Consider the following 24109-nt stretch of genomic DNA (forward strand, 5'->3'; position numbering starts at 1 on the left):
AAAAGAATGCGCTTTCACACACTCTTTCCATTCCAAAACATCCTAAATCTAACATTTCTTCAAGAAGTCTGGCGTTTATCATGCGCTATTATCTTCTTTAATTTTTATAGCCTTTTAATATGTTAAGATACAAATTTTGTCTCTTTACGAGCAAATTTATACGCTTAGATTTTTTATACACGATCAGATAAGAGCATTCATTTGTTATGAACAACTATGTTTACGCTTCTGTATATTGTCCTATTTTTTTGAATTTTTCATAACGATCTTCAATTAATTGTTCTCCATTTAGAGAATTTAATGTATGAAGTGTGTCGCTAATGCATTCTTTAATAGAAAGAGCCTGTTTTGCCACATTGCGATGGGCACCACCGATTATTTCAGGGATAATGCCATCTATTACACCAAGTTCTTTTAAATCTGGTGCTGTAATGCGCATAGCTTCTGCCGCTTGCTTAGCAAGGCTACCATCACGCCATAGAATTGAAGCTGCGCCTTCAGGAGAAATAACGGAATATGTTGAGTTCTCTAGCATAAAGACACGGTTTGCTACACCTAGTGCTAGTGCACCACCACTTCCTCCTTCACCAATGACGATACTAATAACAGGTACAGTTAAGCCTGCCATTTCAACAAGATTTCTAGCAATTGCTTCACTTTGTCCTCGTTCTTCAGCAGCTTTACCTGGGTAAGCACCTTTTGTATCAATAAAACAAATAATCGGTCGCTTAAATTTTTCAGCTTGCTTCATCAAACGTAGCGCTTTACGATAGCCCTCTGGATGCGGCATACCAAAATTACGGCGTATATTTTCTTTTGTCGATTTACCACGCTGATGACCAATAATCGTTACTGGCTGCCCTTCAAAAATGGCAATCCCACCTAGAATAGCTGCATCGTCACCAAACGTACGGTCACCATGCAGTTCAATAAAGTCTTCACACATCGCTTCAATATATTGTAAAGTTGTTGGTCTTTCTGGGTGTCTTGCTACCTGCACACGATCCCAAGGCTTCATATTGGCATAAATCGATTGCTCTAATTGCGATAAACGTGTTTCAAGCTTTTCGATTTCTCCTGACATATCTACATCTGCTTCAGCAGCAATTGTTTTTAATTCATCAATTTTCTCTCGTAATTGTACGACTGGTTCTTCAAATGCTAAATTTTTAGGCATGTTGGACGCCACCTTTCGTATGCATTTTTACAAGTAATGAAACTTGTTTACGTAAATCCTTGCGAGGGAAGATAGCATCAAGCTGACCATGCTCTAATAAAAATTCTGCTGTTTGGAAATCGCTTGGCAATTTTTCTCTTACTGTTTCTTCAATAACACGACGACCTGCAAAGCCAATTAATGCTTGTGGCTCGGCAATATTTATATCACCAACAGAAGCAAAGCTTGCGGAAACTCCACCCGTTGTTGGATGCGTTAAAATAGAAATGAACAATAAACCATGATCACTGTGACGCTTTAAAGCCACACTTGTTTTAGCCATCTGCATTAATGACAATACGCCCTCTTGCATACGAGCACCACCACTAGCAGTAAAGATGATAAATGGCACACCTAATGCTGTTGCCTTTTCTATTGCTCGCGTGATTTTTTCACCCACAACGGAGCCCATTGAACCCATGCGGAAATGAGAATCCATAATTGCTACGACGATTTCTTCGCCATCTAACGTTCCGACACCCGTTAGGACAGCCTCATTTAAACCTGTTTTCTCTTGGTCGGCTGAAATTTTTTCTACATAGGCTGGGAAATTAAGGGGATTACTTGTTTGTAAATGATCATCCATTGATTCGAATGAGCCTTCATCTAAAAAATAGTCCACACGCTCTTGTGCTGTCATTTTGAAATGGTGACTACATTTTGTACATACTTTATCGTTTTTTTCTAATTCCTTTGTCAGTTGAATGTGACGACATTCAGGACATTTCGTCATTAACCCTTCTGGAAATGTCTTTTCTTGTCCGTCCTCTTTCTTTTTTCGATTACCACTAAATAAGCTGCGTATTGCCATGTTCGACTCCCCCTTTGTTGTTAGCTAAATGCTTTGTACAGTACTCATCCACTGTTCATAAGCTTTCAATGCTTCTTTTTCGTACCCAAGCTGCATCGATTTTAACATCGTTTGAATGATTAATTTTTCATCTTCTGTTGAGTTTCGATTTAAACGGTCGCCATCATAAGCTGCTAATTGAAACCAGATTTTTAAAGAAAGACGATTCCCTGTCGTAATCAATAACTCTCGTAAAATATCTCGACAATTAACCGCTCCCTCTATTTCTAGTTTCACAAAAAAACCATCCCACACAGGTAGTGTGCGAAGAATCTCTGTACAACTTATTACGCGGATTGCTTCCATTTCATGAATTTGTCGCGTTAATGCGACATCTTTCTTCGATTTTTCATCTTCTAATATAAACATCGACAGTATTTCTACGAGCTGATGCTTATGTGTGGACGCAAGAAAAGTACCACCACCGTGTCTTGTTTCAATAAGCCCTAGCAATTCTAAGCTTCGCAAAGCCTCTCTCACAGAGGATCGCCCGACACCTAGACGCTCTGATAGAACTCGTTCGGAGGGTAGTTTTTCACCTGCTTGGATTTTTTCCATTTTAATGAGTTGACGTAGTTGTTGGACGATTTCTAAAAACACTTTTTTTTGTTCGGTTTTTTTATCCATACGACTAACTCCCCTTATCAAAAAAGTGGTCTGACCACTTTTTAACGTTGATTCTAGCTTACAAAAGAACCGTTCAAAAGTAAAGGAAAAACTGCATAAAATTTATGCAGTTTCTATATTCTTGTTTCATTTCATATCTTTTTTGTCGCTTGTGCATGTTTTACTTTGATTTGTAGCTTACCAAAACGCCTCTCCAACACACCATCAATTACTAGCATCTCATCCTCTAGCAATAAATCTTGGACAAGTTGAAAAACTTGAGGGAATAATGTAATCGAAACAGCTCCATACTCATCCTGTAGCTGAACGAAAGCCATTTGCTCCCCTTTTTTTGTACGAATTTTTTTCACTTCTTCAATCATACCAATCATTTTTACATAACTACCATCACGAAGTTGCTTTAACTCGCGACAAGTACTATTGACATCATGCCAGTGTAGTCTTTCTTGTGCTACTGGATGGGTAGAAATATAAAAGCCTAAGCTTTCCTTCTCATGTACTAATTTTTCCTTTTGAGACATCTCTTCTGCCTGCATATATTTTGGCTTACCAAAACTAAGTGTCATAGCTGATGCCAGATCTATATCTTCAGTAGGTCTTAATAACTCCGCATGTTTTAAGGCTGCGTCTACTGTCATGAGAAGAACAGCCCTGTCCTTCTCAAGATAATCAAGCGCTCCAGCATAGATTAATGCTTCCATCACTTTAGCTTTAAAATGCTGTGCACTTAAGGCAACAGCCAAATCAAACATATTATTCAGTACTTCTGGACTTGTTTGACGTAGCGTATTCACTTTCTCTATCAGTGTATGGGGCACACCTTTGATGCCAGATAAGCTATAGCGAATACCTTCATTTTCTACTGTAAAATACTTTGTACTGTTTTTTAAAGAAGGTGGATAAAATGGGATGCCTTTATCCTTTGCCTCATGGACAAGTTGTTGAATCTTATCGACATTACCTGTTGCATTAGATAATAACGCTGCATAAAAGCTTCGAGGGAAATGCGCCTTTAAATAGGCCATTTGATAGGAAATGACACTATAGGCAACCGCATGACTTTTAGGGAAACCATAATCCGCAAAACGCACAATCAGTTCATAGACTTCTTCCGCTACTTGCTGATCAAAGCCTTGCTGTAATGCCCCTTGAATAAATGCAGCACGTTGCTCCTCTAAAACTTGACGATCTTTTTTACTCACTGCACGGCGCAGTAAATCGGCTTGTCCCATTGTAAATCCTGCGAGAACTGAGGCAATTTTAATAATCTGCTCTTGATAGACAATTACACCAAATGTCTCTTGTAAAATAGGCTCTAACACTGGATGGGGCATCGTAACCATTTCTTTGCCAGCTTTTCTTCTTGCATAGACCGGAATAAAATCCATTGGACCAGGACGATAAAGTGCATTTATAGCTACAATATCTAAAAAGTTCGTAGGTTGGATATCACGTAAAGCTTGTTTCATTCCGTCTGATTCTAATTGAAAAATCCCTAGCGTATCCCCTTTTTGTAAAAGTTGAAACGTCTTTTCATCATGCATAGGGATTCGTTCAAATTCTATCCAAGGTCCTCCCACTTTATAAATAGACCAACGTATTTGCTCTAAAATGGTGAGATTACGCAAGCCTAAAAAATCCATTTTGACGAGACCGCACGCTTCAATATCTCCCATCGGCCATTGCGTACTATAAATACCATCATGCCCTTCTTCAATTGGTACCGTATTCACTAATGGCGAAGGGGCGATGACAATACCAGCTGCATGTGTAGAGGAATTTCTAGGCAGACCTTCTAATTTTAGCGCTACCTCGAACCATCGCTGATGCTTTTCATTGTCTGCAAGCCAGTTTTGAAAGTCATGTGATTCTGCCATAGCTCTTTGCAATGTAATACCAGGCTTATTTGGAATCATCTTCGAAATTTTTTCTAATGTCTCTGCCTCAAAACCAAAAACCCTTGCAACATCCCTCGCAACTGCCTTTGCAGACAGTGTGCCAAATGTAATAATTTGCGCAACATTGGCTTTGCCATATTTTTGGGCAACATACTGAATCACTTGATGTCTTTTACTATCAACAAAATCAATATCAATATCAGGTAAAGTAATTCTTTCAGGGTTTAAAAAACGTTCAAATAATAAACCATAGGCAAGTGGATCTACTTGTGTAATGGCGAGGCTATATGCCACAAGGGAACCTGCGGACGAACCACGACCAGGTCCAGTCAAAATGCGATTTTCTTTCGCATAGTGCATAAAATCCGCGACAACTAAAAAATAGTCAGCAAAGCCCATGGAACAAATAATTTCAAGCTCATATTGTAGCCGTTCCCGATAGGCTGTAGGTATCGTCATTTGCTGAAATCTTTCTTCTAATCCTGTAAATGCTTCCTTCATCAGCAAGCTTTCAGCTGTTTCATCTACAGGTACAGGAAATTTAGGCATTTGCACAGACATTTCAGGTACAACAGCTTTACAGCTAGCAAGCATTTGTACACTTGCTTCAAGCCACTGTGGATGATCAGCAAACCAATTTTGCCATTCATCTGCTGTCGGTGCAAAATAGCCTTGCACATCGGCCGTTAGCATAGTGTTTCCTAGCTTATCACCTGTATCAATTGCTCTTGCTACTTCATAAGCAAAATGATCTTCTGGACGTAAAAAATAACAGCTTTGAGTGGCAACAAGCGGAATAGACTGTTCTTCGCACCAAATCACTATTTCTTCTTCATTCGCTGTTTTTACTCCATCTGGTCTAGCGATGCCCACATATAATTGCTGTTGAAATAGCTGAATTAAAGCAGTGACCGCAGTATGCCAATCCTCTAAATCTGCAAAATCATTTGTGGAAAGCAGAGCTATACAACCCGCTGCGTATCCCTCAAGCCACTTCCAAGGCAACACTTCGTCTTGTCTAATGGATATAGCACTACTAATCTTTAATAGCTGTTGATAGCCCTCCTGCGTTTGTGCATACAGAACAAGAGGGATGGTTTTCTCATGCCACTGTACGTTAACGGAAAGCCCAATGACAGCGTGGATACTTGCTTGCTGCAATGCTTTACAAAAAGGCAAAAGCCCGTACAATTTCGTATTAACGATTGCACAGGCCTGTGTCTTTTGCTCTTGTAAAAAAGGAATCAATTGCTCAAGCCGAATTGTGCTTTTCAATAAATCCGCGCTCGTATACATTTTCGTATATACATGTGTCAAATGAATCCCTTCCTTTTCTCTGTTAATGATACGCCTTACACATTTCTTGTAATCTTGAAATAACGTGGTCAGCTTCCTCCCATGAATAAGCTGTCGCACCAGATGCAAGCGGATGTCCTCCACCATTAAATTCTTTTGCTAATGTATTAATAACAGGTCCCTTCGAACGTAGACGTACTCGTATTTGATCTACTTCTTCAATGAAAACAACCCACGCGCATATCCCTTTAACACTGCCAAGGCAGCCTACTAATAAAGAGGCCTCAGATGGCACTGTATTATATTCCGCTAACAATTCCTTTGTTAGCTTTACATAGGCAGCTCCATGCTCATCCATTGTAAAGTTTTGATATATATAGCCTTGTAAATTAAGTAGCTTTTGCTCCATTTCATACATACCATCAAAAATTTGATTTCGATCAAAATCATATGTAATCAGCTCTGAAGCCACTTTAAATGTTTTCGCTGTCGTGCTCGGGAACTGGAATCTTCCTGTATCCCCTACAATTCCTGCAAATAATAGGCGTGCAGCAGCATCTGTAAGTTGCCAGCTAGCAACTGCCTTGCCTTCTTCATACAACGCATAAATCATTTCACTGCATGAGCTTGCTGTCGTATCTACCCATAATAAGTCACCATATGCATCGTCATTTGGGTGGTGATCAATTTTTATCACCATTTTTCCTTTTGTATAGCGTTGATCGTCAACCCGCTCTGTATTGGCCGTGTCTGTGACAATTACTAAAGCATTGTCGTACATATCATCTGCTATTTCATCAGGCTGTGCCATAAATGATAAGGAAGCATCATGTTCACCAACAGCAAAGACCTTTTTCTCAGGGTAGTTGGCTAAAATAATCTCTTTTAAACCTTGCTGAGAACCATAAGCATCCGGATCTGGACGTACATGACGATGAATAATGATTGTTTCAAAGGCCTTAATTGTGTCGATGATTTGTCTTTTCACCTTACATTCCTCCAAAATGATAGTAAGAACCGTTAGCATTTTTTTATAATTATCGTTACAATAATGTCTAGTTATGCTAGGAGGTTTACTATGCTCAATTTAATATTTGTATTTGCGATTATCATATCTTTTGTTTTTTATTTCTATTTTAAAACAAAACAATTCCGTTCTCCACTACCAATTGCTAAAAATTGGTATAAAAGTAAGGCGAATATCGGCTTAGGTTCCTTAATTTTATCCTTCGCTTTAAATCAAGCTTATTTATTCCCAGGCTTATTTACATTTATTATTGTAGCAATTCTTGTCGCACTAGGCATCTTAGTTGTTATAGAAAATATAAAAAAAGCACGCCATTATGGGCAATTTGTTGAGGAAGAATTCCGCATTAATCAATAATATATGTACAAAGGGATGACCAAGCAATTGCGCTAGGCCATCCCTTTTTCAATACTTAACGTTCTAATAGTTGGAACATCATCATTGCCTTACCGACAAGCATTTGTTGATTATACACTTCGAAGTCCATTTTCACAAACTTACGACTCATGTCTAAAATGCGAGGCTTAACCGTAAGCGTACTTTCCATTTGAACCGGCTTAATAAAATAAATAGTCATATTCTCAGCCACTGCATCACCACGTTTACGGCGTTTTAAGGCAAATGAACCAACTTCAGCTAGTAAAGTTGTAAAAGCACCATATGAAATGGCCCCATATTGATTGGTCATTTGTGGTGTGACTTTAAACTCTACTATTAGTTCTTCATCACCCAGTACCTTCATCTCATTTTTCACTAAATCATCAATCGTTTCACCATGCTGAGGCTGTCTTTGTGCTAATTGCAGCGCCTTAAGTACATCCTGACGACTAATAACACCTTGCAAAATATTGTCATCATCAACAATTGGTAAGAGATCAATCCCTTCCCAAATCATACGATGCCCAGCAGAAGCTACACTCATTTTCATGGAACCAGCAATCGGATTTTTTGTCATTACTTTTTCAACTAGCTCGTTCTCTTCACGACCAATAACGTCTTTTACGGTAATCATCCCGACTAATTTATTTTGATGTGTGACAACAGGAAATGCACCATGTGTTGTGCGTTCATTTAACTTATGAAAATGATGGATCGTTTCATCATTTTTTAAGGCAGCCGTGTCAGTCATTGGGACATAAATATCTTCAATAAATAAAATATCTTTTTTGATTAATTGGTCATAAATTGCTCGGTTAATCATTGTTGCTACTGTAAACGTATCATAGCTTGTTGAAATAATGGGTAAATCTAATGAATCCGCAAGTATTTTATTATCTTCCGTTGTATCAAAACCGCCAGTGATTAAAACAGCTGCATCCGCTCGAAGTGCATTTTCATGTGCCTTAATCCGGTTACCAACAATCAATAAGCTACCTGCATCTGTATAACGCATCATGTCTTCTAATTGCATTGCACCAATGACAAATTTCGTTAACGTTTTATGTAGACCCGATTTTCCACCTAAAACTTGGCCATCGACAATATTGACAATTTCTGCAAAAGTTAAGCGTTCAATATTTTCTTTCTTTTTTTTCTCAATGCGAATTGTTCCAACACGCTCAATCGAACTTACTAAGCGACGATTTTCCGCTTCCTTTATGGCACGATAAGCCGTCCCTTCACTCACTTGCATTTCTTTCGCTATTTGACGTACTGAAATTTTATCACCCACGGGTAGTGATTCGATGTATTGTAAAATTTTCTCATGTTTTGTAGACAAAATATCACCTATTTCCTAAGCTTCTATTCTGCTCTTAGTGTACCATATTTTTTATAAAAATATTTAATATAAAGTGATCAAATTGTTTAACTTTCCCCATCATTTCAACTACTAGCGTGGTGTCAATTCATATAGTACAGCCCTGTCAACGATTAGAAACAGTTTACTTTTTCGCCAGCTTTCAAAATTTGAACCTCTGTATTTTGCACTAAATCTGCAAAAATTTGTGGATCCTGCTCGATTGGTGGGAATGTATTGTAATGAATTGGTACGACAATTTTCGGCTTTAAGAATGAAACCGCGCAAGCTGCATCCTCTGGTCCCATTGTAAAATTATCCCCAATCGGTAAAAATGCAATATCAATAGGGTGTCGTTCGCCAATTAATTTCATATCACTAAATAGAGCTGTATCACCTGCATGATAAATCGTTAATCCCTCAACAAATAATAAAACCCCTGCTGGCATACCCATATAAATTATCTCATTATTCTCTGTTACATAAGATGAACCGTGAAAGGCTTGTGTAAACTTCACCTTACCAAAGTCAAACTCCTTAGCACCTCCAATATGCATTGGATGCGCTTTTACACCTTGCCAAGAGATCCAATTAGCTAATTCATTTGGGGCAATGACTAACGCATCTTTTTTCTTCGCTAGCTCCACTGTGTCCCCAACATGATCATTATGTCCATGTGTAAGTACAATAATATCTGGTGCTTCTCCTGCCACCGTTAAGTCTGTTTGCCCATTGCCATTAATAAAAGGGTCAATTAAAATTGTTTTCCCGTTTGTTTGAATTTTGACAACTGAATGTCCATGATAACTAATTTCCATTTTAAAATCCTCCTCGAAAACCAAATTACAGTTCATCATTTTAATTCGCTACTCATGCGCTTTTTCCCTTTTTTTGATATGCTTGTACAGAGAATAATCGTAGTGTTCTCTAACAGCCTTATACCCTGTTAGCGCACAATTATTCAGTACTAGAAAAGGAACATCGACATTGCTTTATAGAGTCGACGCTTTTTTACGTAAAATTTCCCATGTACTAAAAGGAGGACATATTGATGTCAAAGGTCGAAGAAATCCAAAGTTATTTACAGCAACATCACATCGATGCAGCATTCGTAACAACACCTGACAATGTTTTTTACGTTTCAGGCTTTAAAAGTGATCCACATGAAAGATTACTAGGAGTCATGATTTTTAAAGATGCCGAGCCTTTTCTAATTTGTCCACAAATGGAGATTCCAGATGCGAAGGCAGCAGGTTGGTCTTATGAGGTAATCGGCCATCAGGATACTGAAAACTCAATGGACGTTCTTGCGCAAGCAATCATTTCACGCCAAGTTAATCCGACTACGTTTGCTATTGAAAAAGCGCAACTAATCGTCGAGCGTTTAGAAGCTTTACAGCAATCATTCCCACAGGCTAACTTTGTTCGCCTTGATGAAAAGATTAATGCTATGCGCGTCATCAAAGATGGGACTGAATTAGAAAAATTACGTAAAGCTGCGGAGCTAGCAGACTATGCAATTGAAATCGGTTGTAAGGAGATCGCTGAAGGGAAAACAGAAATGGAAATTCTAACAGCGATTGAAAGTGCTATTCAAGATAAAGGTTGCAAAATGTCCTTTGAAACAATGGTATTAAGTGGTCCAAAAACGGCCTCTCCTCACGGCAAGCCAGGTGCACGTAAAATTGAAAAAGGGGATATGGTATTATTTGACCTTGGGGTTATTTACGATGGCTATTGCTCAGATATTACGCGTACTGTTGCCTTTGGGGAGCCTAGTGAAGCACAGAAGGAAATTTATCACGCTGTTTTAGCTGCCAATACAAATGCTGTCGCAGCTGTAAAACCAGGTATTCGTGCGATGGACTTAGATAAAATTGCACGTGATACTATCACAGAAGCTGGCTATGGTGAATATTTCACTCACCGTCTTGGTCATGGCCTTGGAATTTCTGTGCATGAATTCCCATCCGTTACAGGTGCAAATGAAATGACGATGGAAGAAGGCATGGTCTTTACAATTGAGCCAGGGATTTATAAATCAGATGTGACAGGCGTACGCATTGAGGATGATGTAGTTGTAACGAAAGATGGCGTTGAAGTATTAACAAAATTCCCGAAAGATTTAATTGTTCTATAATTACACACAAAAAAAGGAAGCAACTAGTGTAGTGCTTCCTTTTTTGATTTATTGAATTAACTCATCCACTTCGACAAATGGAAGACCTTGTGAATCTGCCACTGCTTTATAGACTAGTTGTCCATCTAATGTATTCACACCTTTTTTCAGTGCCGCATTATCTAGGCAAGCTTGTTTATAGCCTTTGTTTGCAATTTGAAGTGCATATGGAATTGTATTATTTGTTAAAGCAATTGTTGATGTGCGCGGTACTGCTCCTGGCATATTTGCTACTGCATAATGTACTACGCCATGTTTCACGTATGTTGGGTCATCATGAGTTGTCACACGATCAGACGAAGCAAAAATACCGCCTTGGTCAATCGCAATATCGACTACAACAGAGCCAGCTTGCATTGACTGAATCATTTCTTCAGATACAAGTTTCGGTGCTTTTGCGCCTGGTATTAACACCGCACCAATGACTAAATCTGAATCTTTCACTGATTCTGCAATATTATAAGGATTTGAAATTAATGTTTGAACATCACGACCAAACAGATCTTCTAATTGACGTAAACGTTCTGGGCTTAAATCGATTACTGTCACATCCGCACCCATGCCAACAGCGATTTTTGCAGCATTTGTTCCTGCGATACCACCACCGATTATTGTCACCTTGCCACGCTGCACACCTGAAACGCCACCTAATAAAATACCTTTACCAGCATGGTTTCTTTCTAAGAACTGTGCACCGATTTGCGTAGCCATTTTACCAGCTACTTCACTCATAGGCGTTAACAATGGTAATGAACCGTTTGCTAATTGCACTGTTTCGTAGGCAATACCTACAACCTTTTTATTTAAAAGTGCCTGAGTTAGTTCAACCTCTGGCGCTAAGTGTAAATACGTAAATAAAATTTGACCTTCATAGAAATAATCATATTCAGAAGCTACAGGTTCTTTTACCTTCATGATCATTTCTTGTGACCATGCTTCTTTAGCAGTTTGAACAATATGAGCTCCTGCTGCAATGTAATCAGCATCCGTAAAGCTTGACCCTAAGCCTGCTCCAGTTTCAATGTATACCTCATGACCTGCGTGTGTTAAAGTTACAACTCCTGCTGGTGTCATGGCTACACGATTCTCATTGTTTTTAATTTCCTTTGGAATACCAATCTTCATTGTTTCCTATCCCCTTCCATAGCATAAAAAATAAGCATCATTATTATGTAACTAAGAATTGATGCACCCCTTGCCATTCCATATTACCAAACAAATGCAAAAAAAGCTTTAACTAAAGCAAATACAAATAAAATTTCTAACATTTATAAAATACTAAATATTTAAACGATGAATAATGGTATAAATTATTATATTTGAAAACTAAAAAGACGGCTATAACAGTTGCTAACGAAGTAAATACTTCCACAAGTTCTACCGATCAAAAGGCGTTTACACGCTGTAAATAGTGGGAATTAAGTAAGTGTATATAATTGACATTTTGAAATGAAATGTCTTCACTTTTTCATATTTTTCTTTCGGAAAGTATTTCCTTTAGAAAATCATTTGGTATAATCAACATATACAAATCAGGGAGGTTTTTCAAAATGGCTAATCATTATAAAAGCATTGTTGTTGCAGTAGACGGCTCAAAAGAAGCTGAATATGCATTTCGTAAGTCAATTGATGTTGCAAAACGAAACGAAGGTGCTGTCTTAAATCTAGTAAATGTTATTGATACACGTTCATTCGCTGCAATCGAAGCATATGACCGTTCCATTGCAGAACGTGCTCAAGCATTCTCTGAAGAGCTATTAAATGGTTACAAAAAACAAGCTGAAGATGAAGGCTTAACAAACGTTAATCTTATCATTGAGTACGGCTCTCCTAAAAATATCATTACAAAAGAGCTTTCTAAAGTCGTAGACGCAGATCTAATCATTTGTGGTGCAACTGGTCTAAATGCAGTTGAACGCTTCCTAATCGGTTCAGTATCTGAAGCAATTGTACGTTCAGCTAAATGTGACGTACTTGTTATCCGTACACCAGAAAACTAATTCGCAATACATAAAAAGGTATCCTTCCATAGGATACCTTTTTACATTGTGTTGAAAAACAAAACGATCACTAGAATTTCTATGAAGGGTGAAAAAGGCTTTTCATTCTAAAGGACGCTGGTCCAACAGAAATCACCCTCACCTTACCAAAAGGTCTTTTTCTGCTAGTAGTAACATCATCTTTTTACTTATGTCGGCTTCCAGAGCAATTATTTGCCCTCTTTCCACATCTTCACTTTTTCAAAGAACAGCGCAAGAGCTTGCTTATTCTGCATATTCGGTACTTTTGCTAATAGTACCTCTTTAGGTGCTTTCAATTCCTTTGCTTGCTTTTGCAAAATCACAATACTTTTTTCTAATGCCTTATTGGCAAACATAGCCTCAGGTAATTGAATAATGGCTTGAATCCAAGCATGCTTTTGAATGTACTTGTGTAGTTGCTTAGACTGCTCGGAGTCAAAAAGATGTGATGGCGCAAGGAAAAATAAATAGCCGCCATCCTTCGTATAATTCATCGATTGCTCAATGAATAGATGATGAGCATAACTCATCCCCTCTGCTGCGCATAATTCATAATCGAGTGCTACTTCTTCATTAGGATAATAGCCTACAGGTAAATCACAAACAACGGCATCCACTGGGTTTACCAATAAATCTTCTAAGGCATCTTGACGGTATAAGGAAATAGGCTGTTCTGTTAAATCAGCAGTAGCAGCAGCAAGACGAATTAATAGCTCGTCAACCTCTACGCCTGTCGCTTCCACTTTTCCATCTAATAAATTCATGACTGTTAGTAGTAAATTCCCCGTACCTACGGCTGGGTCCATAATTGACATTTTTTCGTTTGCAAGGCGCTCTTCAAATATTTGCTCCACAAAATAGCCAACTAGTAACCCTAACGTATCAGGTGTCATTTGATGGTTTGGCTGCGACCCTTTGCGCATTCCTTTTAAAATAGCGATTTGAATAGCTTTGCGAATATCCTCTTTTGTTGCATCCTTTTGTGAAAAATTCACTTCGCCATCAAGCCATGCCTCAAGACCATCTAGCAACCCTTCTAACAATGTTAAATCTTGTTCTTTTTCGATCTTTTCAGCATGCTCATTTAGCAGACCAAATAATTTCTCGATGTTTTCCATATTTAAACTTCCTTTCACGCAGAAAAGAGCCGTGACAAACTCTCGTCACAGCCCCTTTGTCTAGTATTATCTTAGCCTAAAAGCAGCTCATTATGCTAGTGCTTTAACAGCTGCAATGGCCGCTTCATAGTTTGGATGATCTGTAGCTTCAGGTACATATTCAACATATGTTACTTTATTATTTGCATCCACAACGAATACTGCACGTGTCAGAAGACGTAATTCTTGAATGTACACGCCATACGCTTCACCAAATGAAAGATCGCGGTGATCTGATACAGTTTGCACTGCATCAATACCTGCTGCACCACACCAACGCTTTTGAGCGAATGGAAGATCGACAGATACTGTATAAATAACTACATTGTCACCCAGGTTAGCTGCTTCTTCATTAAAACGGCGTGTTTGTGCATCACATACACCAGTATCTAATGATGGTACAACACTGAATAGACGAATTTTGCCTTCTGAATCATTTAATGTTACAGGTGATAGGTCATTCGCTAATACCGTAAAATCTGGAGCTTGATCGCCCACCTTTACTTCATTTCCTACTAGTGTTACTGGACCATTTTTAAATGTTACTTGTGCCATATAAACGCCTCCTTATTTCATATGTACATAATATTACTAAATGAAGGGAATTAATTGCAACTAAGATAGCTTACTTTAGAAGAACTAGCTTAGAAATAGGAAAGACTGTCTCGAATTAGGAGACAGCCTTTTGTTTATTGTTCATTTTTTTCCTCTAGCTTGGCTAGTTCTATTTTTTCCTCTTGCACAGTCGTTTCTATCTGCTCTTGCTGTTTTGGCAAAGCGGCTGGTGCTGGATCCTTTTCAACAAAGACTTTTTCGTGCACCACTGCTGTATCTGCAAAATAATCATGTAACCCTTGATTTTCTGGTAAAATGACTACCAAAATATACAGAGGCATAAAAATATTATTGATAATGCGGCCAATCCAATCACGGAATAACACATCTGACCAAGTAAGCTTATCATGCTTTAATGAAATAACACGTAAGCCAAAAACCATTTTTCCAAGTGTTTGCCCAAAGAACTTTGTCATCAGTACAAAATAGCTATAATAGAGGATCGCTGTGATGATTGAAATCGGTGCATACCAAACAGATTCTGATAAGGACCAATCCATTAGATAAAAGATAGGATTGATAAGTATTCCAACTACAGCAGAAATAATGAATCCATCTAATAAAAATGCCCAAAACCGAATCCAAAAACCAGCCGTTTTTAAAGCATAGTTTTTATGCTTTACTGACTCATCTGGAGCGTTCATAAGAAAGCCATTTTCCATAGAGGGTGAACCTTGCATAACAAATTCATTGTTTGTCATTGTACTCCCTCCTTAGTATTCCCCGTATAAATACATCATTTTCGGTGCACTGTAGTCGGTCATAATTTTCATTAGCATTTTTTCTTCTGCAGATGGACCAAACATGGAGCCAATTTTCATCCCAACGTATGATTGCCAGCCTCCCATATCGTACGCATACTCAAATAAAGCAGCATCTTCCAGTCCATAATCTGCACGTAGAGCAGCGATGGCTGCTTCTTCATCACCAATTTCATCGATTAAACCTGCTTCAAGCGCTTTTGTGCCACCAAGAATACGACCATCTGCAACCTTCTTCACTTCTGCTTCAGACATATTACGTCCCTGCTCTACAATGTCTACAAATTCTTCATACGTTTCATTAATCATATCCTGCATCATTGCACGTTCTTCTGGTGTCACTTCACGCATTGGGCTTAGCATATCCTTATGCTCCCCTGATTTAAACGTTTCAAATTTAACACCTACTTTTTCAGCCAATGCTTGGTAGTTAATGGATTGCATAATGACGCCAATTGAGCCTGTTATTGTATCACGATGGGCAAAGATTTTATCTGCAGGTGCTGAAATATAATAACCACCTGATGCTGCCATCGAATCCATCGATACATAAATTGGAATTTGTCGTTCTTCTTTAATTTTTAGCAGCTTTTTATAGATTTCTGCTGATTCTTTCACACCACCACCTGGTGAATTGACGCTTAAAACAACGCCCTGTATCGAATCATCATACAAAATATTATCCAATTGCTCTAAGAAAAATGTATGATCATAGGCAACTGGTTGCCATAATGTACTTGAGCCGATATCTTGAATCGCTCCATCTACCTTTAAATAAGCAATTCGCTTATCAAAATTGTCCCCTTCAATGACATTTTCATATACATCTAAATTATTCCCAGCCATCAAACTATCAAAATTACCTAGGAAATCTGCTTTAAATAGGGCAAAAATGGTGTTAATTCCTAATGAAAATAGTAAAAGAACACCTGCGACTACTAAAGCAACCCACCTTTTTACATTCATGTCTTTCCGCCTCCTCAACACGTAATACGAATGACTTGCTTATTTGTTTCATTTTTTTGCAATAATATGCAAAAAGCTTGTTGCTATTTATTTCCTCATATTACCTTACCTAAAAAAATAAAAAAAATCAAAGTCCATACCTTTGCATGAACTTTGATTTTCGACATTATTTCCTAGGAAATGATGATGAATGGCATTGCTTTGTTTCTTGCTGTCGTAATTCAACTCGTCGAATTTTTCCAGAGGATGTTTTGGGTAGCTCTTCGACAAATTCAATAGCACGTGGATATTTATATGGGGCAGTCAATGATTTCACATGACTTTGAAGTGTTTGAATAAGTGTTTCATCACCAATTTCACCATTACGAAGAACAATAAATGCCTTTACAATATTTCCTCGAACTTTATCTGGACTGGCAATGACAGCAGCTTCTTTCACAGTTGGATGCTTCATCAAAGCATCCTCTACTTCAAAGGGACCAATTGTATAACCCGAGGAGATAATGACATCATCTCCTCGACCCTCAAACCAAAAGTAGCCATCTTCATCTTTGTAGGCACGATCTCCTGTTATATACCAATCACCACGGAATTGTAAATTTGTACGTTCAGGATCATTTAAATATTTTTTAAAGAGAGCTGGTGTTTCACGATGAACAGCAATATCACCCACCTCTCCCACTGCAACAGGATTGCCGAAATCGTTAATAATATTAACGGTGTTGCCAGGAGTAGGTTTTCCCATTGAGCCAACTCGCGCCTCCATCCCTACCATTGTACCAACAAGTAATGTATTTTCCGTTTGACCATAGCCATCTCGCACTTGTAAATGGAATGTTTCTGAAAATACGTTGATAACCTCACTATTTAACGGTTCACCTGCTGATACAGCTTGGCGAATTGCATGTAAATCATATGCGTGTAAATTTTCAAGTGATGCCATAAAACGATATTCAGTTGGTGTACAGCATAATACATTGATTTTGAATTTTTCAAGCATTGCCAAATAGGAAGCAGCATCAAATTTACCTTTGTAAACAAATGCAGTAGCACCACTGCCTAATGTAGCGAGAAAGGGACTCCATATCCATTTTTGCCATCCAGGTGCTGCTGTTGCCCAAACAATATCATTTTCTTGTACACCTAACCAATGTGGTGCTGTTGTTCGTAAATGAGCATAGCCCCAGCTGTGTGTATGTACCGCTGCCTTTGGGTTACCTGTTGTGCCGCTTGTATAGGCTAAAAATGCATTATCAGTACTTTTTGTCGGGGTCGGATTTATGTAAGTTGTAGGTTGATGGTGCATTTTTTCTAGTAAAGGCTGCCAAGGCTCATGTGCTTTCCCTATGACAAATTGCTGTATGCCCTGTAAATTTCCAACTTCATCAAATTGTTCAATATAGGGCTCATAGGCAACAACCCCTTTAGCATTGGCGTGATGAATGCGATACTCAATATCTTTTGTTCTTAACATTTCTGAGCTTGGAATGATGGTTAAACCTGCTTTTAATGCTGCAATATAAACAATATATGCTTCCACTGAGCGTGGTACCATCACTAAAATCACATCACCCTTCGTTAAACCTTGTAAGGTGAAAACATGTGCTGCTTGATTCGCTTTTTCCATCAAATGTGCATATGTAATAAATTGTACAGCTTGATTTTCTTCATAAATAATTAAAGCATTTTTCGTTGCATCCTGAGCATATTTTTCAATTTCCTCTGTTATGTTATACCATTCTGGTGCAACTAAATCTTGTCTTTTCATGGCAGATGCCCCCTTTTGCTATGACACATTATAAAACTCCTTTTTCAGTATTTTCAATGGTTTGCGCTTAATTTAGGTAAAGTCATGACAACTATCATACCTAGCTATATGGCATCAGTCACGTTTTGTCGATAGGAAAACTAGCTATTGAACACAAATGAAAAGTATGGTACATTTTGGTCAACTAAAAGCAAAATTGCAGGGGGACTCGAAAGAGTTGAGAAGGTAAAACCTGACCCTTTGAACCTGTTAGTTAATACTGACGTAGGGAGCAACAGACATCGATTTTTTCAGATGAAAGGCTCTTTTTCGTGTATTTTCACATAAAAAGAGCCTTTTTGCATGCTTACGTCCATCCACAAAGGAGGACTAAAATTAAAATGATATTTCAAACAATTCGTCAACAGCAACCACTTATTCATTGCATCACAAACTATGTGGTGGCAAATTTCCAAGCAAATGGTTTATTAGCATTAGGTGCTTCGCCCGTTATGGCTGACGATAGCCAAGAGGTTGAGGAAATGGTAGCAATGGCACAAGCATTATTAATTAATATCGGGACACTCAATACTCGCACCAAAAACGCCATGCTGTTAGCAGGAAAAAAAGCTAATGCACTTGGCATTCCAGTTATATTAGATCCAGTTGGGGCAGGGGCTACAACTTATCGCAAGGAAACCGTTCAATACTTACTTGAAAACATACAATTTGCCGTAATTCGCTGTAATATCGGTGAGCTTGCGGCTATAGCCAATGTAGATTGGCAACAGAAAGGTGTAGATAGTGGTCATGGCTCCATGTCACTGGAGACGGAAGCATTACTAGTGGCACAACGATATAATTGTATCGTTATTGTAACAGGTGAACGTGATCTTATAACAAATGGTGAGCATAGCCAGTGGATAGCTGGTGGCCACCCACAAATGACAGAGGTCACTGGTACTGGCTGTTTACTTAGTGCGCTTTGTGGTGCTGCCTATGTCGCAGGTAACAAGCCATACAACCAATTAGCAGAAACACTCACTTACTATAAAAAGGCAGCAGTACTAGCTTCTGCATTCACTGCAGATATCGGTGATTTTCAAATAGCTTTGCTTAATGCTATACATCGTTTATCAAAGGATGGTGAAGCATCATGCATATTGTAACGACGATTGCTGGATCAGATAGTGGTGGCGGTGCTGGTATACAGGCTGATTTAAAAACATTTCAGGAATTAGAGGTGTTCGGCACTTCCGTTATTACAGCTTTAACTGCACAAAATACAACAGGCGTGACAGGTGTTTTCCCCATTGACATTTCGTTTGTGGAAAAACAATTTCAAGCGTTAGTCGAAGATTTTCCGATTGCTGCAATGAAAACAGGCATGCTTTATTCCTCTGGTATTATCCAAGCCATCGCACGCATGATCGGTGAATTAAACATACCACTAATTGTGGATCCCGTGATGATTGCAAAAGGTGGAGAAAGCTTATTACAGCAAGAAGCTATTGAGGCGTTACGCTCATCTTTACTACCACTAGCTACGATTGTTACGCCAAATATACCCGAAGCAGAGGCTCTCACGGGGAGAACCATTCGCCATTTTGAGGATATGAAACAAGTGGCTCAAAGCTTTTTACAGCTAGGTGTACAATGCGTCATTGTAAAGGGTGGGCATTTAGCAGAACCACTTTATGCCATTGATTATGTATTTTTCAAAAATGGACAATCTTTTTCGATGCAGTCTCCACGAATCCAAACCAAAAATACACATGGTACTGGCTGTACATTTTCAGCAGCACTCACTGCTTTTCTTGGACGAGGTTTAGCGATGGAAGAGGCTATTATCGAAGCTAAAAAATTTATTCAATTAGCGATTATGCATGATTTAGCCATCGGCAACGGGCACGGACCTACAAATCATTTCGCTTATCAACAGCATAAGGAAGCCTGTGAGGTAATTATTCATGAAACGTGAGGATTTACAGCTTTATTTTATTATGGGGACAGGCAATGTTTTTCAACAAAATCCCATCCATCTCCTCGAAAAGGCATTGCAAGCTGGCATTACGATGTTTCAATTTCGCGAGAAAGGGTCTCTTGCCTTAACTGGATTAGCCTATGAACAATTTGCACGCCAATGTCAAAAACTTTGTCAGCAGTATAATGTACCGTTTATCGTTAACGATGATATAGAGCTCGCTTTGCGAATTGGTGCCGATGGCGTTCATATTGGACAAGATGATTTAGATGTTGAAATAGCACGTAAAAAAATCGGGAACATGATACTTGGTGTTTCTGTACATTCACAGGAAGAATTACAAACAGCTATAGACCATCATGCTGATTATGTAGGAATTGGTCCAATCTTTGCAACAACATCTAAAAGTGATGCACAACCACCATGCGGTACAAATTTTTTACAGCAAGCTTATCATCTTTATCCTGAATTACCGATTGTAGCGATTGGTGGGATTACTTGTACAAATGCACATTCTGTTTTTCAAGCAGGTGCTGATGGTGTTGCCGTTATTTCTGCTATCTGTGAAAGTCAAGACATTGCACACACTGTATCTACATTTACGTCATTATCTCGCATAAAAAAATGATCTATAAACAAACTAAAACCAGTGCCTTTTACGGTCACTGGTTTTAAGTTTATAAATGCTTAGTCAGCATTTATTGGTTGTTTGGCATACCTTTTAATTGAGATTCTGCCATTTGTACAAGACGTTTAGTGATTTCACCACCAACGGAACCGTTAGCACGAGCTGAAGCTTCAGCTCCTAATTGAACACCAAATTCTTGTGCAATTTCGTATTTCATTTGATCTAGTGCTTGTTGTACACCAGGTACTGCAAGCTTGTTTGAACTGCGGTTGTTGTTTGAAGTCATGTGTCTCACCTCCTTGTGAATATAGAATGTGCGATATTCGATTTTTAATACGAAAATTTTAAAGGTAAATTGTACCTCTAATGGCATCTAGCCAGTAATATAAAAAAGCCGTCTCAAAATGGACTTTGAGACGGCTTTGAATCCTTATAATAGTTCTGCAAACTTATCTTGTTGTTGCTCTTCTTTCTTAGGGAAAATATAGACCTCTCGATTTTTTACTGCTCGCTCGATTAGCTCATCAAAATCAGAGAAGCTTTCATAATGCTCGACCTTTTCAAGCTTCGGCTTTGTTTTTGGACTTGTAGGTGTAAAAATCGTACAGCAATCTTCAAATGGCTGAATAGATGTTTCGTATGTGCCGATTTTTTCTGCAATATCAATGATTTCGAGTTTATCTGATGAAATTAACGGACGCAAAATAGGTGTATTCGTTACAGCATTAATCGCTGTTAAACTTTCAAGCGTTTGACTCGCTACCTGCCCAAGACTTTCACCTGTTACAATGGCAAGTGCCCCAATTTCCTCACGCACCTGATCAGCTACTTTCAACATCATACGGCGTGTTGTTGTCATCGATACATTAGAAGGCACTTTCTCTTTAATAAGAACTTGTATTTCAGTAAATGGAATGACATGTAAACGAATACTAGCACCAAATTTCGTTAGTTCATTGGCAAGTACCTTTACTTTTTCTAATGAATTTTCGCTTGTATATGGTGGACTAAAGAAGTGAATCGCTTCTAATCGCACGCCTCGCTTCATCATTAAATAACCTGCAACAGGGCTATCAATACCACCAGATAACATTAATAAAGATTTTCCATTAGACCCTACAGGCATTCCACCTGCGCCAGGAATAACTTGTGCCATCATATATGTTGCATCATGACGAACTTCTACACGTAGTTCAATATCAGGCTGCTTCACTTTGACTGATAAATTTTGAAATTGCGGTAAAACATAGCAACCAATCTCACGTTGGATGGCATGAGATTCTAAAGGAAATGTTTTATCGGTACGTTTCACTTCTACTTTAAATGTATGCTGCTCATCTTTAAATGTCTCCATTATAGTGATGGCAAGTTTCTTCATACTTTCTATATCTTTTTCACATGCAGCCACAGGGCTAAAAGATTGAATACCAAAAATTTTAGGTAAGCCTGTTACAAGTGCCTGCATTTGTGTTTCGTTTTCTATAGCAATAAACATACGATCACGCTCTGTACGAATATGCAGCTGTCCTAGATCGGCAAAAGCATGACGAATATTTTCACGTAAGCGACGGATAAAATCCATTTTGTTGCGACCTTTTGTAGAAAGCTCACCATATCGAATTAAAATTTCTTTCCAAATCATTACTTAATTTCTCCTTTGAGTTCCAGCATGACTTCTGCTAGTACTTGTTTAAACTTTTCTATATCTTGTGCTGTGTTATGCGCACCAAAGCTCATACGAATTACACCTTTTTTATAATGCTCATCGAGGTGCAGAGCCTCGACAACATGGCTTGTTTTCGTTTGCTTCGATGAACAAGCACTTGATGTTGACACAATGATGCCACGTTTTTGCATAGCATTAATAATGACTTCCCCTTTTAAATCACGAACACTGAACGATAAAATATGTGCAGCTCCTTGTGGAGTCGATAAAATATGCACTGCCTCTCCGTATCCTTTTAGTTGCGTACGAATTTCATCTTGCCATTGACGGTATTTCATTGCACGGTCATTCAATGTTTCTACTGCTAATCGAGCCGCTTTTGCTAATGCAGCTGCTTGCGGTACCGCTACAGTACCACTTCGCAAACCAAATTCCTGACCTCCACCAAGTGCATAAGGCTGCCATCTCATGCTTTTACGAAAGGCTAATACACCTGAGCCTTTAAAGCCATGAATTTTATGACCTGAAATAGCAATACTGTCTGGACCTTCTTCTCCATTAAAGGACACAGCTAATTTCCCAAAGCTTTGAACAGCATCAACATGAAGAGCTGCTCTACTCATTTCATGAATCATTGCTGCTGCTTCCTTAATAGGCTGGATAGCACCCATTTCATTATTCACATGCATAATGCTGACTAAAATTGTATCTTTACGTATTTTAGCACGCAGCTCCTCTAAAGAAATGACTCCATGTTGATCAACTCGAAGATAGTCAACCTCATAGCCCTCTTTTGTAAGCTGTTTAACTGTTTCTAAAACCGATGGATGTTCTATTTCAGTCGTTAAAATATGCTTTCCTATATGTGTATTACTACGTGCTATACCAAAAATAGCTGCATTATTTGACTCGGTCCCACCTGAAGTAAATAGCACATTTTTTGCCTCTGTCTGCAAAATATCTGCTACTTGCTCACGTGCACGCATTAATAAATCATTTGCTTCAACTCCCATGGCATGGATGGATGCAGGATTGGCATAATACTGCTCATTCACTACCATAAATGTCTGCATAACCTCTGTTAAAGGTTTTGTTGTTGCACTATTATCTAAATAAATTGTCTTAACCATCACTTTTCACACACTTTCAAAACGTTGATTTAACGGTATTTATCATAACGCAATCTTTGGCGATTGACCACTAACTTTCACGATTCTTCAAATTTTAAATAGCATATTACACTTTTTTCAACATTGTAATAAAGACTGTTGGTGTACTAAATTCACTATCTTTGACAAAGCCGAATTTTTCATAAAGACAAATGGCTCTCTTATTAAATCGGGCCACAGTTAAACGAAGCGGTAGTTGATGCTCTTGTTGAATTGTTTTGACAATAAACGAAAAAAATGCCGTCCCTAAGCCTTGACCAGTTAGATTGGGCTTCATACCGATGCCGATATCTACATAGCATTCTGCATATGCCCCAATGTCATGTCCTTTCGGTACTTGTGCGGCTGTTCCTGTGCAATAATAGCCGATTAACTCCTCCCGCTCATTAAAGATAGCATAGTAGGGATTTTCGAGCATTTCTTGTAAGGTTTCATCTGATAAATCATTATTATAAAAATCGTATGGTGCTGCATAATGCCATTGTAAAATTTCACTCGCATACTTCTCATTCATTTCTCGTAGCGACAGCTTCAACCGTATCACACCTTTCCCTCTATTTAATA

23 protein-coding genes and 1 riboswitch are annotated in these 24109 nt (G+C 38.5%); of the genes, 6 read left to right on the plus strand and 17 right to left on the minus strand.

The window, feature by feature from the left end; translation table 11 throughout:
* Positions 1-220 precede the first annotated feature (220 nt).
* The 5 genes from NST76_RS16110 to NST76_RS16130 form a co-directional block, all read right to left on the minus strand.
* Positions 221-1177 (minus strand): acetyl-CoA carboxylase carboxyltransferase subunit alpha, encoded by a 957-nt coding sequence (locus NST76_RS16110; protein WP_036118918.1) that lies wholly within the window; start codon positions 1175-1177, stop codon positions 221-223.
* Entirely contained in the window at positions 1170-2027 is an 858-nt protein-coding gene (accD, locus tag NST76_RS16115; protein WP_036118916.1) for an acetyl-CoA carboxylase, carboxyltransferase subunit beta, read from the minus strand. Before accD ends, NST76_RS16110 begins: the two co-directional genes overlap by 8 nt.
* Positions 2028-2051: 24 nt before the next feature.
* Entirely contained in the window at positions 2052-2693 is a 642-nt protein-coding gene (locus tag NST76_RS16120; RefSeq protein ID WP_340809335.1) for a GntR family transcriptional regulator, read from the minus strand.
* Positions 2694-2824: 131 nt separating this feature from the next.
* A complete protein-coding gene (gene dnaE, locus NST76_RS16125) occupies positions 2825-5908 on the minus strand; it encodes a DNA polymerase III subunit alpha (protein WP_342535029.1) in 3084 nt (1027 codons plus the stop codon).
* Positions 5909-5930: 22 nt separating this feature from the next.
* Entirely contained in the window at positions 5931-6875 is a 945-nt protein-coding gene (locus tag NST76_RS16130; protein WP_089934172.1) for a bifunctional oligoribonuclease/PAP phosphatase NrnA, read from the minus strand.
* Between the two features lie 90 nt (positions 6876-6965).
* On the opposite strand from NST76_RS16130, the gene NST76_RS16135 reads away from it, so the two are divergent.
* Entirely contained in the window at positions 6966-7271 is a 306-nt protein-coding gene (locus tag NST76_RS16135; RefSeq protein ID WP_036118909.1) for a YtpI family protein, read from the plus strand.
* Positions 7272-7326: 55 nt separating this feature from the next.
* Here NST76_RS16135 and NST76_RS16140 read toward each other — a convergent pair whose 3' ends face one another.
* Both NST76_RS16140 and NST76_RS16145 read right to left on the minus strand, forming a co-directional pair.
* Positions 7327-8634, minus strand: coding sequence for a DRTGG domain-containing protein (locus tag NST76_RS16140; protein WP_342544144.1), 1308 nt, complete (start codon positions 8632-8634; stop codon positions 7327-7329).
* Positions 8635-8786: 152 nt separating this feature from the next.
* A complete protein-coding gene (locus NST76_RS16145; protein WP_089934174.1) occupies positions 8787-9470 on the minus strand; it encodes a metal-dependent hydrolase in 684 nt (227 codons plus the stop codon).
* A 233-nt stretch (positions 9471-9703) separates the two neighbouring features.
* On the opposite strand from NST76_RS16145, the gene NST76_RS16150 reads away from it, so the two are divergent.
* A complete protein-coding gene (locus tag NST76_RS16150) occupies positions 9704-10792 on the plus strand; it encodes a Xaa-Pro peptidase family protein (RefSeq protein WP_089934177.1) in 1089 nt (362 codons plus the stop codon).
* Positions 10793-10840: 48 nt separating this feature from the next.
* Here NST76_RS16150 and ald read toward each other — a convergent pair whose 3' ends face one another.
* The gene (gene ald / locus NST76_RS16155) at positions 10841-11956 is read right to left on the minus strand and encodes an alanine dehydrogenase (RefSeq protein ID WP_036118902.1); all 1116 of its coding nucleotides are present in this window, start codon (positions 11954-11956) and stop codon (positions 10841-10843) included.
* A gap of 425 nt (positions 11957-12381) precedes the next feature.
* Here ald and NST76_RS16160 point away from each other — a divergent pair, with 425 nt between their 5' ends.
* Positions 12382-12831: a universal stress protein gene (locus tag NST76_RS16160; RefSeq protein ID WP_036118901.1), complete on the plus strand. Its 450-nt coding sequence runs from the start codon at positions 12382-12384 to the stop codon at positions 12829-12831.
* A 209-nt stretch (positions 12832-13040) separates the two neighbouring features.
* On the opposite strand, the gene NST76_RS16165 is transcribed toward NST76_RS16160, so the two are convergent.
* The 5 genes from NST76_RS16165 to NST76_RS16185 form a co-directional block, all read right to left on the minus strand.
* The gene (locus NST76_RS16165; protein ID WP_036118900.1) at positions 13041-13970 is read right to left on the minus strand and encodes a class I SAM-dependent methyltransferase; all 930 of its coding nucleotides are present in this window, start codon (positions 13968-13970) and stop codon (positions 13041-13043) included.
* A gap of 90 nt (positions 13971-14060) precedes the next feature.
* Positions 14061-14564 (minus strand): thiol peroxidase, encoded by a 504-nt coding sequence (tpx, locus tag NST76_RS16170; protein WP_004226187.1) that lies wholly within the window; start codon positions 14562-14564, stop codon positions 14061-14063.
* A gap of 134 nt (positions 14565-14698) precedes the next feature.
* Positions 14699-15325 carry an RDD family protein gene (locus NST76_RS16175; protein ID WP_089934178.1) on the minus strand — a complete coding sequence of 209 codons (627 nt, stop codon included), beginning with the start codon at positions 15323-15325 and terminating at the stop codon, positions 14699-14701.
* A 12-nt stretch (positions 15326-15337) separates the two neighbouring features.
* Positions 15338-16351 (minus strand): signal peptide peptidase SppA, encoded by a 1014-nt coding sequence (sppA, locus tag NST76_RS16180; RefSeq protein WP_036118896.1) that lies wholly within the window; start codon positions 16349-16351, stop codon positions 15338-15340.
* A gap of 166 nt (positions 16352-16517) precedes the next feature.
* A complete protein-coding gene (locus NST76_RS16185; protein ID WP_036118894.1) occupies positions 16518-18119 on the minus strand; it encodes an acyl--CoA ligase in 1602 nt (533 codons plus the stop codon).
* A gap of 190 nt (positions 18120-18309) precedes the next feature.
* Positions 18310-18407: riboswitch (TPP riboswitch) on the plus strand.
* A 92-nt stretch (positions 18408-18499) separates the two neighbouring features.
* Between NST76_RS16185 and thiM the strand changes: the two genes are divergently transcribed.
* The 3 genes from thiM to thiE are packed head-to-tail and all read left to right on the plus strand — an operon-like array spanning position 18500 to position 20710.
* On the plus strand, positions 18500-19267 hold the full coding sequence (gene thiM, locus NST76_RS16190) for a hydroxyethylthiazole kinase (RefSeq protein WP_036118892.1): 768 nt from the start codon (positions 18500-18502) through the stop codon (positions 19265-19267).
* Complete coding sequence (gene thiD, locus NST76_RS16195; protein ID WP_036118890.1) at positions 19255-20079, plus strand: bifunctional hydroxymethylpyrimidine kinase/phosphomethylpyrimidine kinase; 825 nt, start codon at positions 19255-19257, stop codon at positions 20077-20079. The genes thiM and thiD overlap by 13 nt, the downstream gene beginning before the upstream one ends.
* Positions 20069-20710, plus strand: coding sequence for a thiamine phosphate synthase (thiE, locus tag NST76_RS16200; protein ID WP_036118877.1), 642 nt, complete (start codon positions 20069-20071; stop codon positions 20708-20710). The genes thiD and thiE overlap by 11 nt, the downstream gene beginning before the upstream one ends.
* Before the next feature lie 70 nt (positions 20711-20780).
* Here thiE and NST76_RS16205 read toward each other — a convergent pair whose 3' ends face one another.
* The 4 genes from NST76_RS16205 to NST76_RS16220 form a co-directional block, all read right to left on the minus strand.
* A complete protein-coding gene (locus NST76_RS16205) occupies positions 20781-20996 on the minus strand; it encodes an alpha/beta-type small acid-soluble spore protein (protein ID WP_036118875.1) in 216 nt (71 codons plus the stop codon).
* 144 nt (positions 20997-21140) lie between these two features.
* On the minus strand, positions 21141-22352 hold the full coding sequence (thiI, locus tag NST76_RS16210) for a tRNA uracil 4-sulfurtransferase ThiI (protein ID WP_342544145.1): 1212 nt from the start codon (positions 22350-22352) through the stop codon (positions 21141-21143).
* Positions 22352-23506, minus strand: coding sequence for a cysteine desulfurase family protein (locus NST76_RS16215; protein WP_036118871.1), 1155 nt, complete (start codon positions 23504-23506; stop codon positions 22352-22354). The genes thiI and NST76_RS16215 overlap by 1 nt, the downstream gene beginning before the upstream one ends.
* 106 nt (positions 23507-23612) lie before the next feature.
* Positions 23613-24080 carry a GNAT family N-acetyltransferase gene (locus tag NST76_RS16220; RefSeq protein WP_089934181.1) on the minus strand — a complete coding sequence of 156 codons (468 nt, stop codon included), beginning with the start codon at positions 24078-24080 and terminating at the stop codon, positions 23613-23615.
* Positions 24081-24109: the final 29 nt, after the last annotated feature.

Origin of the sequence: Lysinibacillus sp. FSL W7-1291, assembly GCF_038593415.1 — a bacterium.
Lineage (GTDB): Bacteria > Bacillota > Bacilli > Bacillales_A > Planococcaceae > Lysinibacillus > Lysinibacillus fusiformis_D.

Bases quoted from the DNA above. Each gene is read 5' to 3' on its own strand.
- NST76_RS16110 (WP_036118918.1), bottom strand. From the start codon at position 1,177: ATGCCTAAAAATTTAGCATTTGAAGAACCAGTCGTACAATTACGAGAG.
- accD (WP_036118916.1), bottom strand. From the start codon at position 2,027: ATGGCAATACGCAGCTTATTTAGTGGTAATCGAAAAAAGAAAGAGGAC.
- NST76_RS16120 (WP_340809335.1), bottom strand. From the start codon at position 2,693: ATGGATAAAAAAACCGAACAAAAAAAAGTGTTTTTAGAAATCGTCCAA.
- NST76_RS16135 (WP_036118909.1), top strand. From the start codon at position 6,966: ATGCTCAATTTAATATTTGTATTTGCGATTATCATATCTTTTGTTTTT.
- NST76_RS16145 (WP_089934174.1), bottom strand. From the start codon at position 9,470: ATGGAAATTAGTTATCATGGACATTCAGTTGTCAAAATTCAAACAAAC.
- NST76_RS16150 (WP_089934177.1), top strand. From the start codon at position 9,704: ATGTCAAAGGTCGAAGAAATCCAAAGTTATTTACAGCAACATCACATC.
- ald (WP_036118902.1), bottom strand. From the start codon at position 11,956: ATGAAGATTGGTATTCCAAAGGAAATTAAAAACAATGAGAATCGTGTA.
- NST76_RS16160 (WP_036118901.1), top strand. From the start codon at position 12,382: ATGGCTAATCATTATAAAAGCATTGTTGTTGCAGTAGACGGCTCAAAA.
- NST76_RS16165 (WP_036118900.1), bottom strand. From the start codon at position 13,970: ATGGAAAACATCGAGAAATTATTTGGTCTGCTAAATGAGCATGCTGAA.
- tpx (WP_004226187.1), bottom strand. From the start codon at position 14,564: ATGGCACAAGTAACATTTAAAAATGGTCCAGTAACACTAGTAGGAAAT.
- NST76_RS16175 (WP_089934178.1), bottom strand. From the start codon at position 15,325: ATGACAAACAATGAATTTGTTATGCAAGGTTCACCCTCTATGGAAAAT.
- sppA (WP_036118896.1), bottom strand. From the start codon at position 16,351: ATGAATGTAAAAAGGTGGGTTGCTTTAGTAGTCGCAGGTGTTCTTTTA.
- NST76_RS16185 (WP_036118894.1), bottom strand. From the start codon at position 18,119: ATGAAAAGACAAGATTTAGTTGCACCAGAATGGTATAACATAACAGAG.
- thiM (WP_036118892.1), top strand. From the start codon at position 18,500: ATGATATTTCAAACAATTCGTCAACAGCAACCACTTATTCATTGCATC.
- thiD (WP_036118890.1), top strand. From the start codon at position 19,255: ATGCATATTGTAACGACGATTGCTGGATCAGATAGTGGTGGCGGTGCT.
- thiE (WP_036118877.1), top strand. From the start codon at position 20,069: ATGAAACGTGAGGATTTACAGCTTTATTTTATTATGGGGACAGGCAAT.
- NST76_RS16205 (WP_036118875.1), bottom strand. From the start codon at position 20,996: ATGACTTCAAACAACAACCGCAGTTCAAACAAGCTTGCAGTACCTGGT.
- thiI (WP_342544145.1), bottom strand. From the start codon at position 22,352: ATGATTTGGAAAGAAATTTTAATTCGATATGGTGAGCTTTCTACAAAA.
- NST76_RS16215 (WP_036118871.1), bottom strand. From the start codon at position 23,506: ATGGTTAAGACAATTTATTTAGATAATAGTGCAACAACAAAACCTTTA.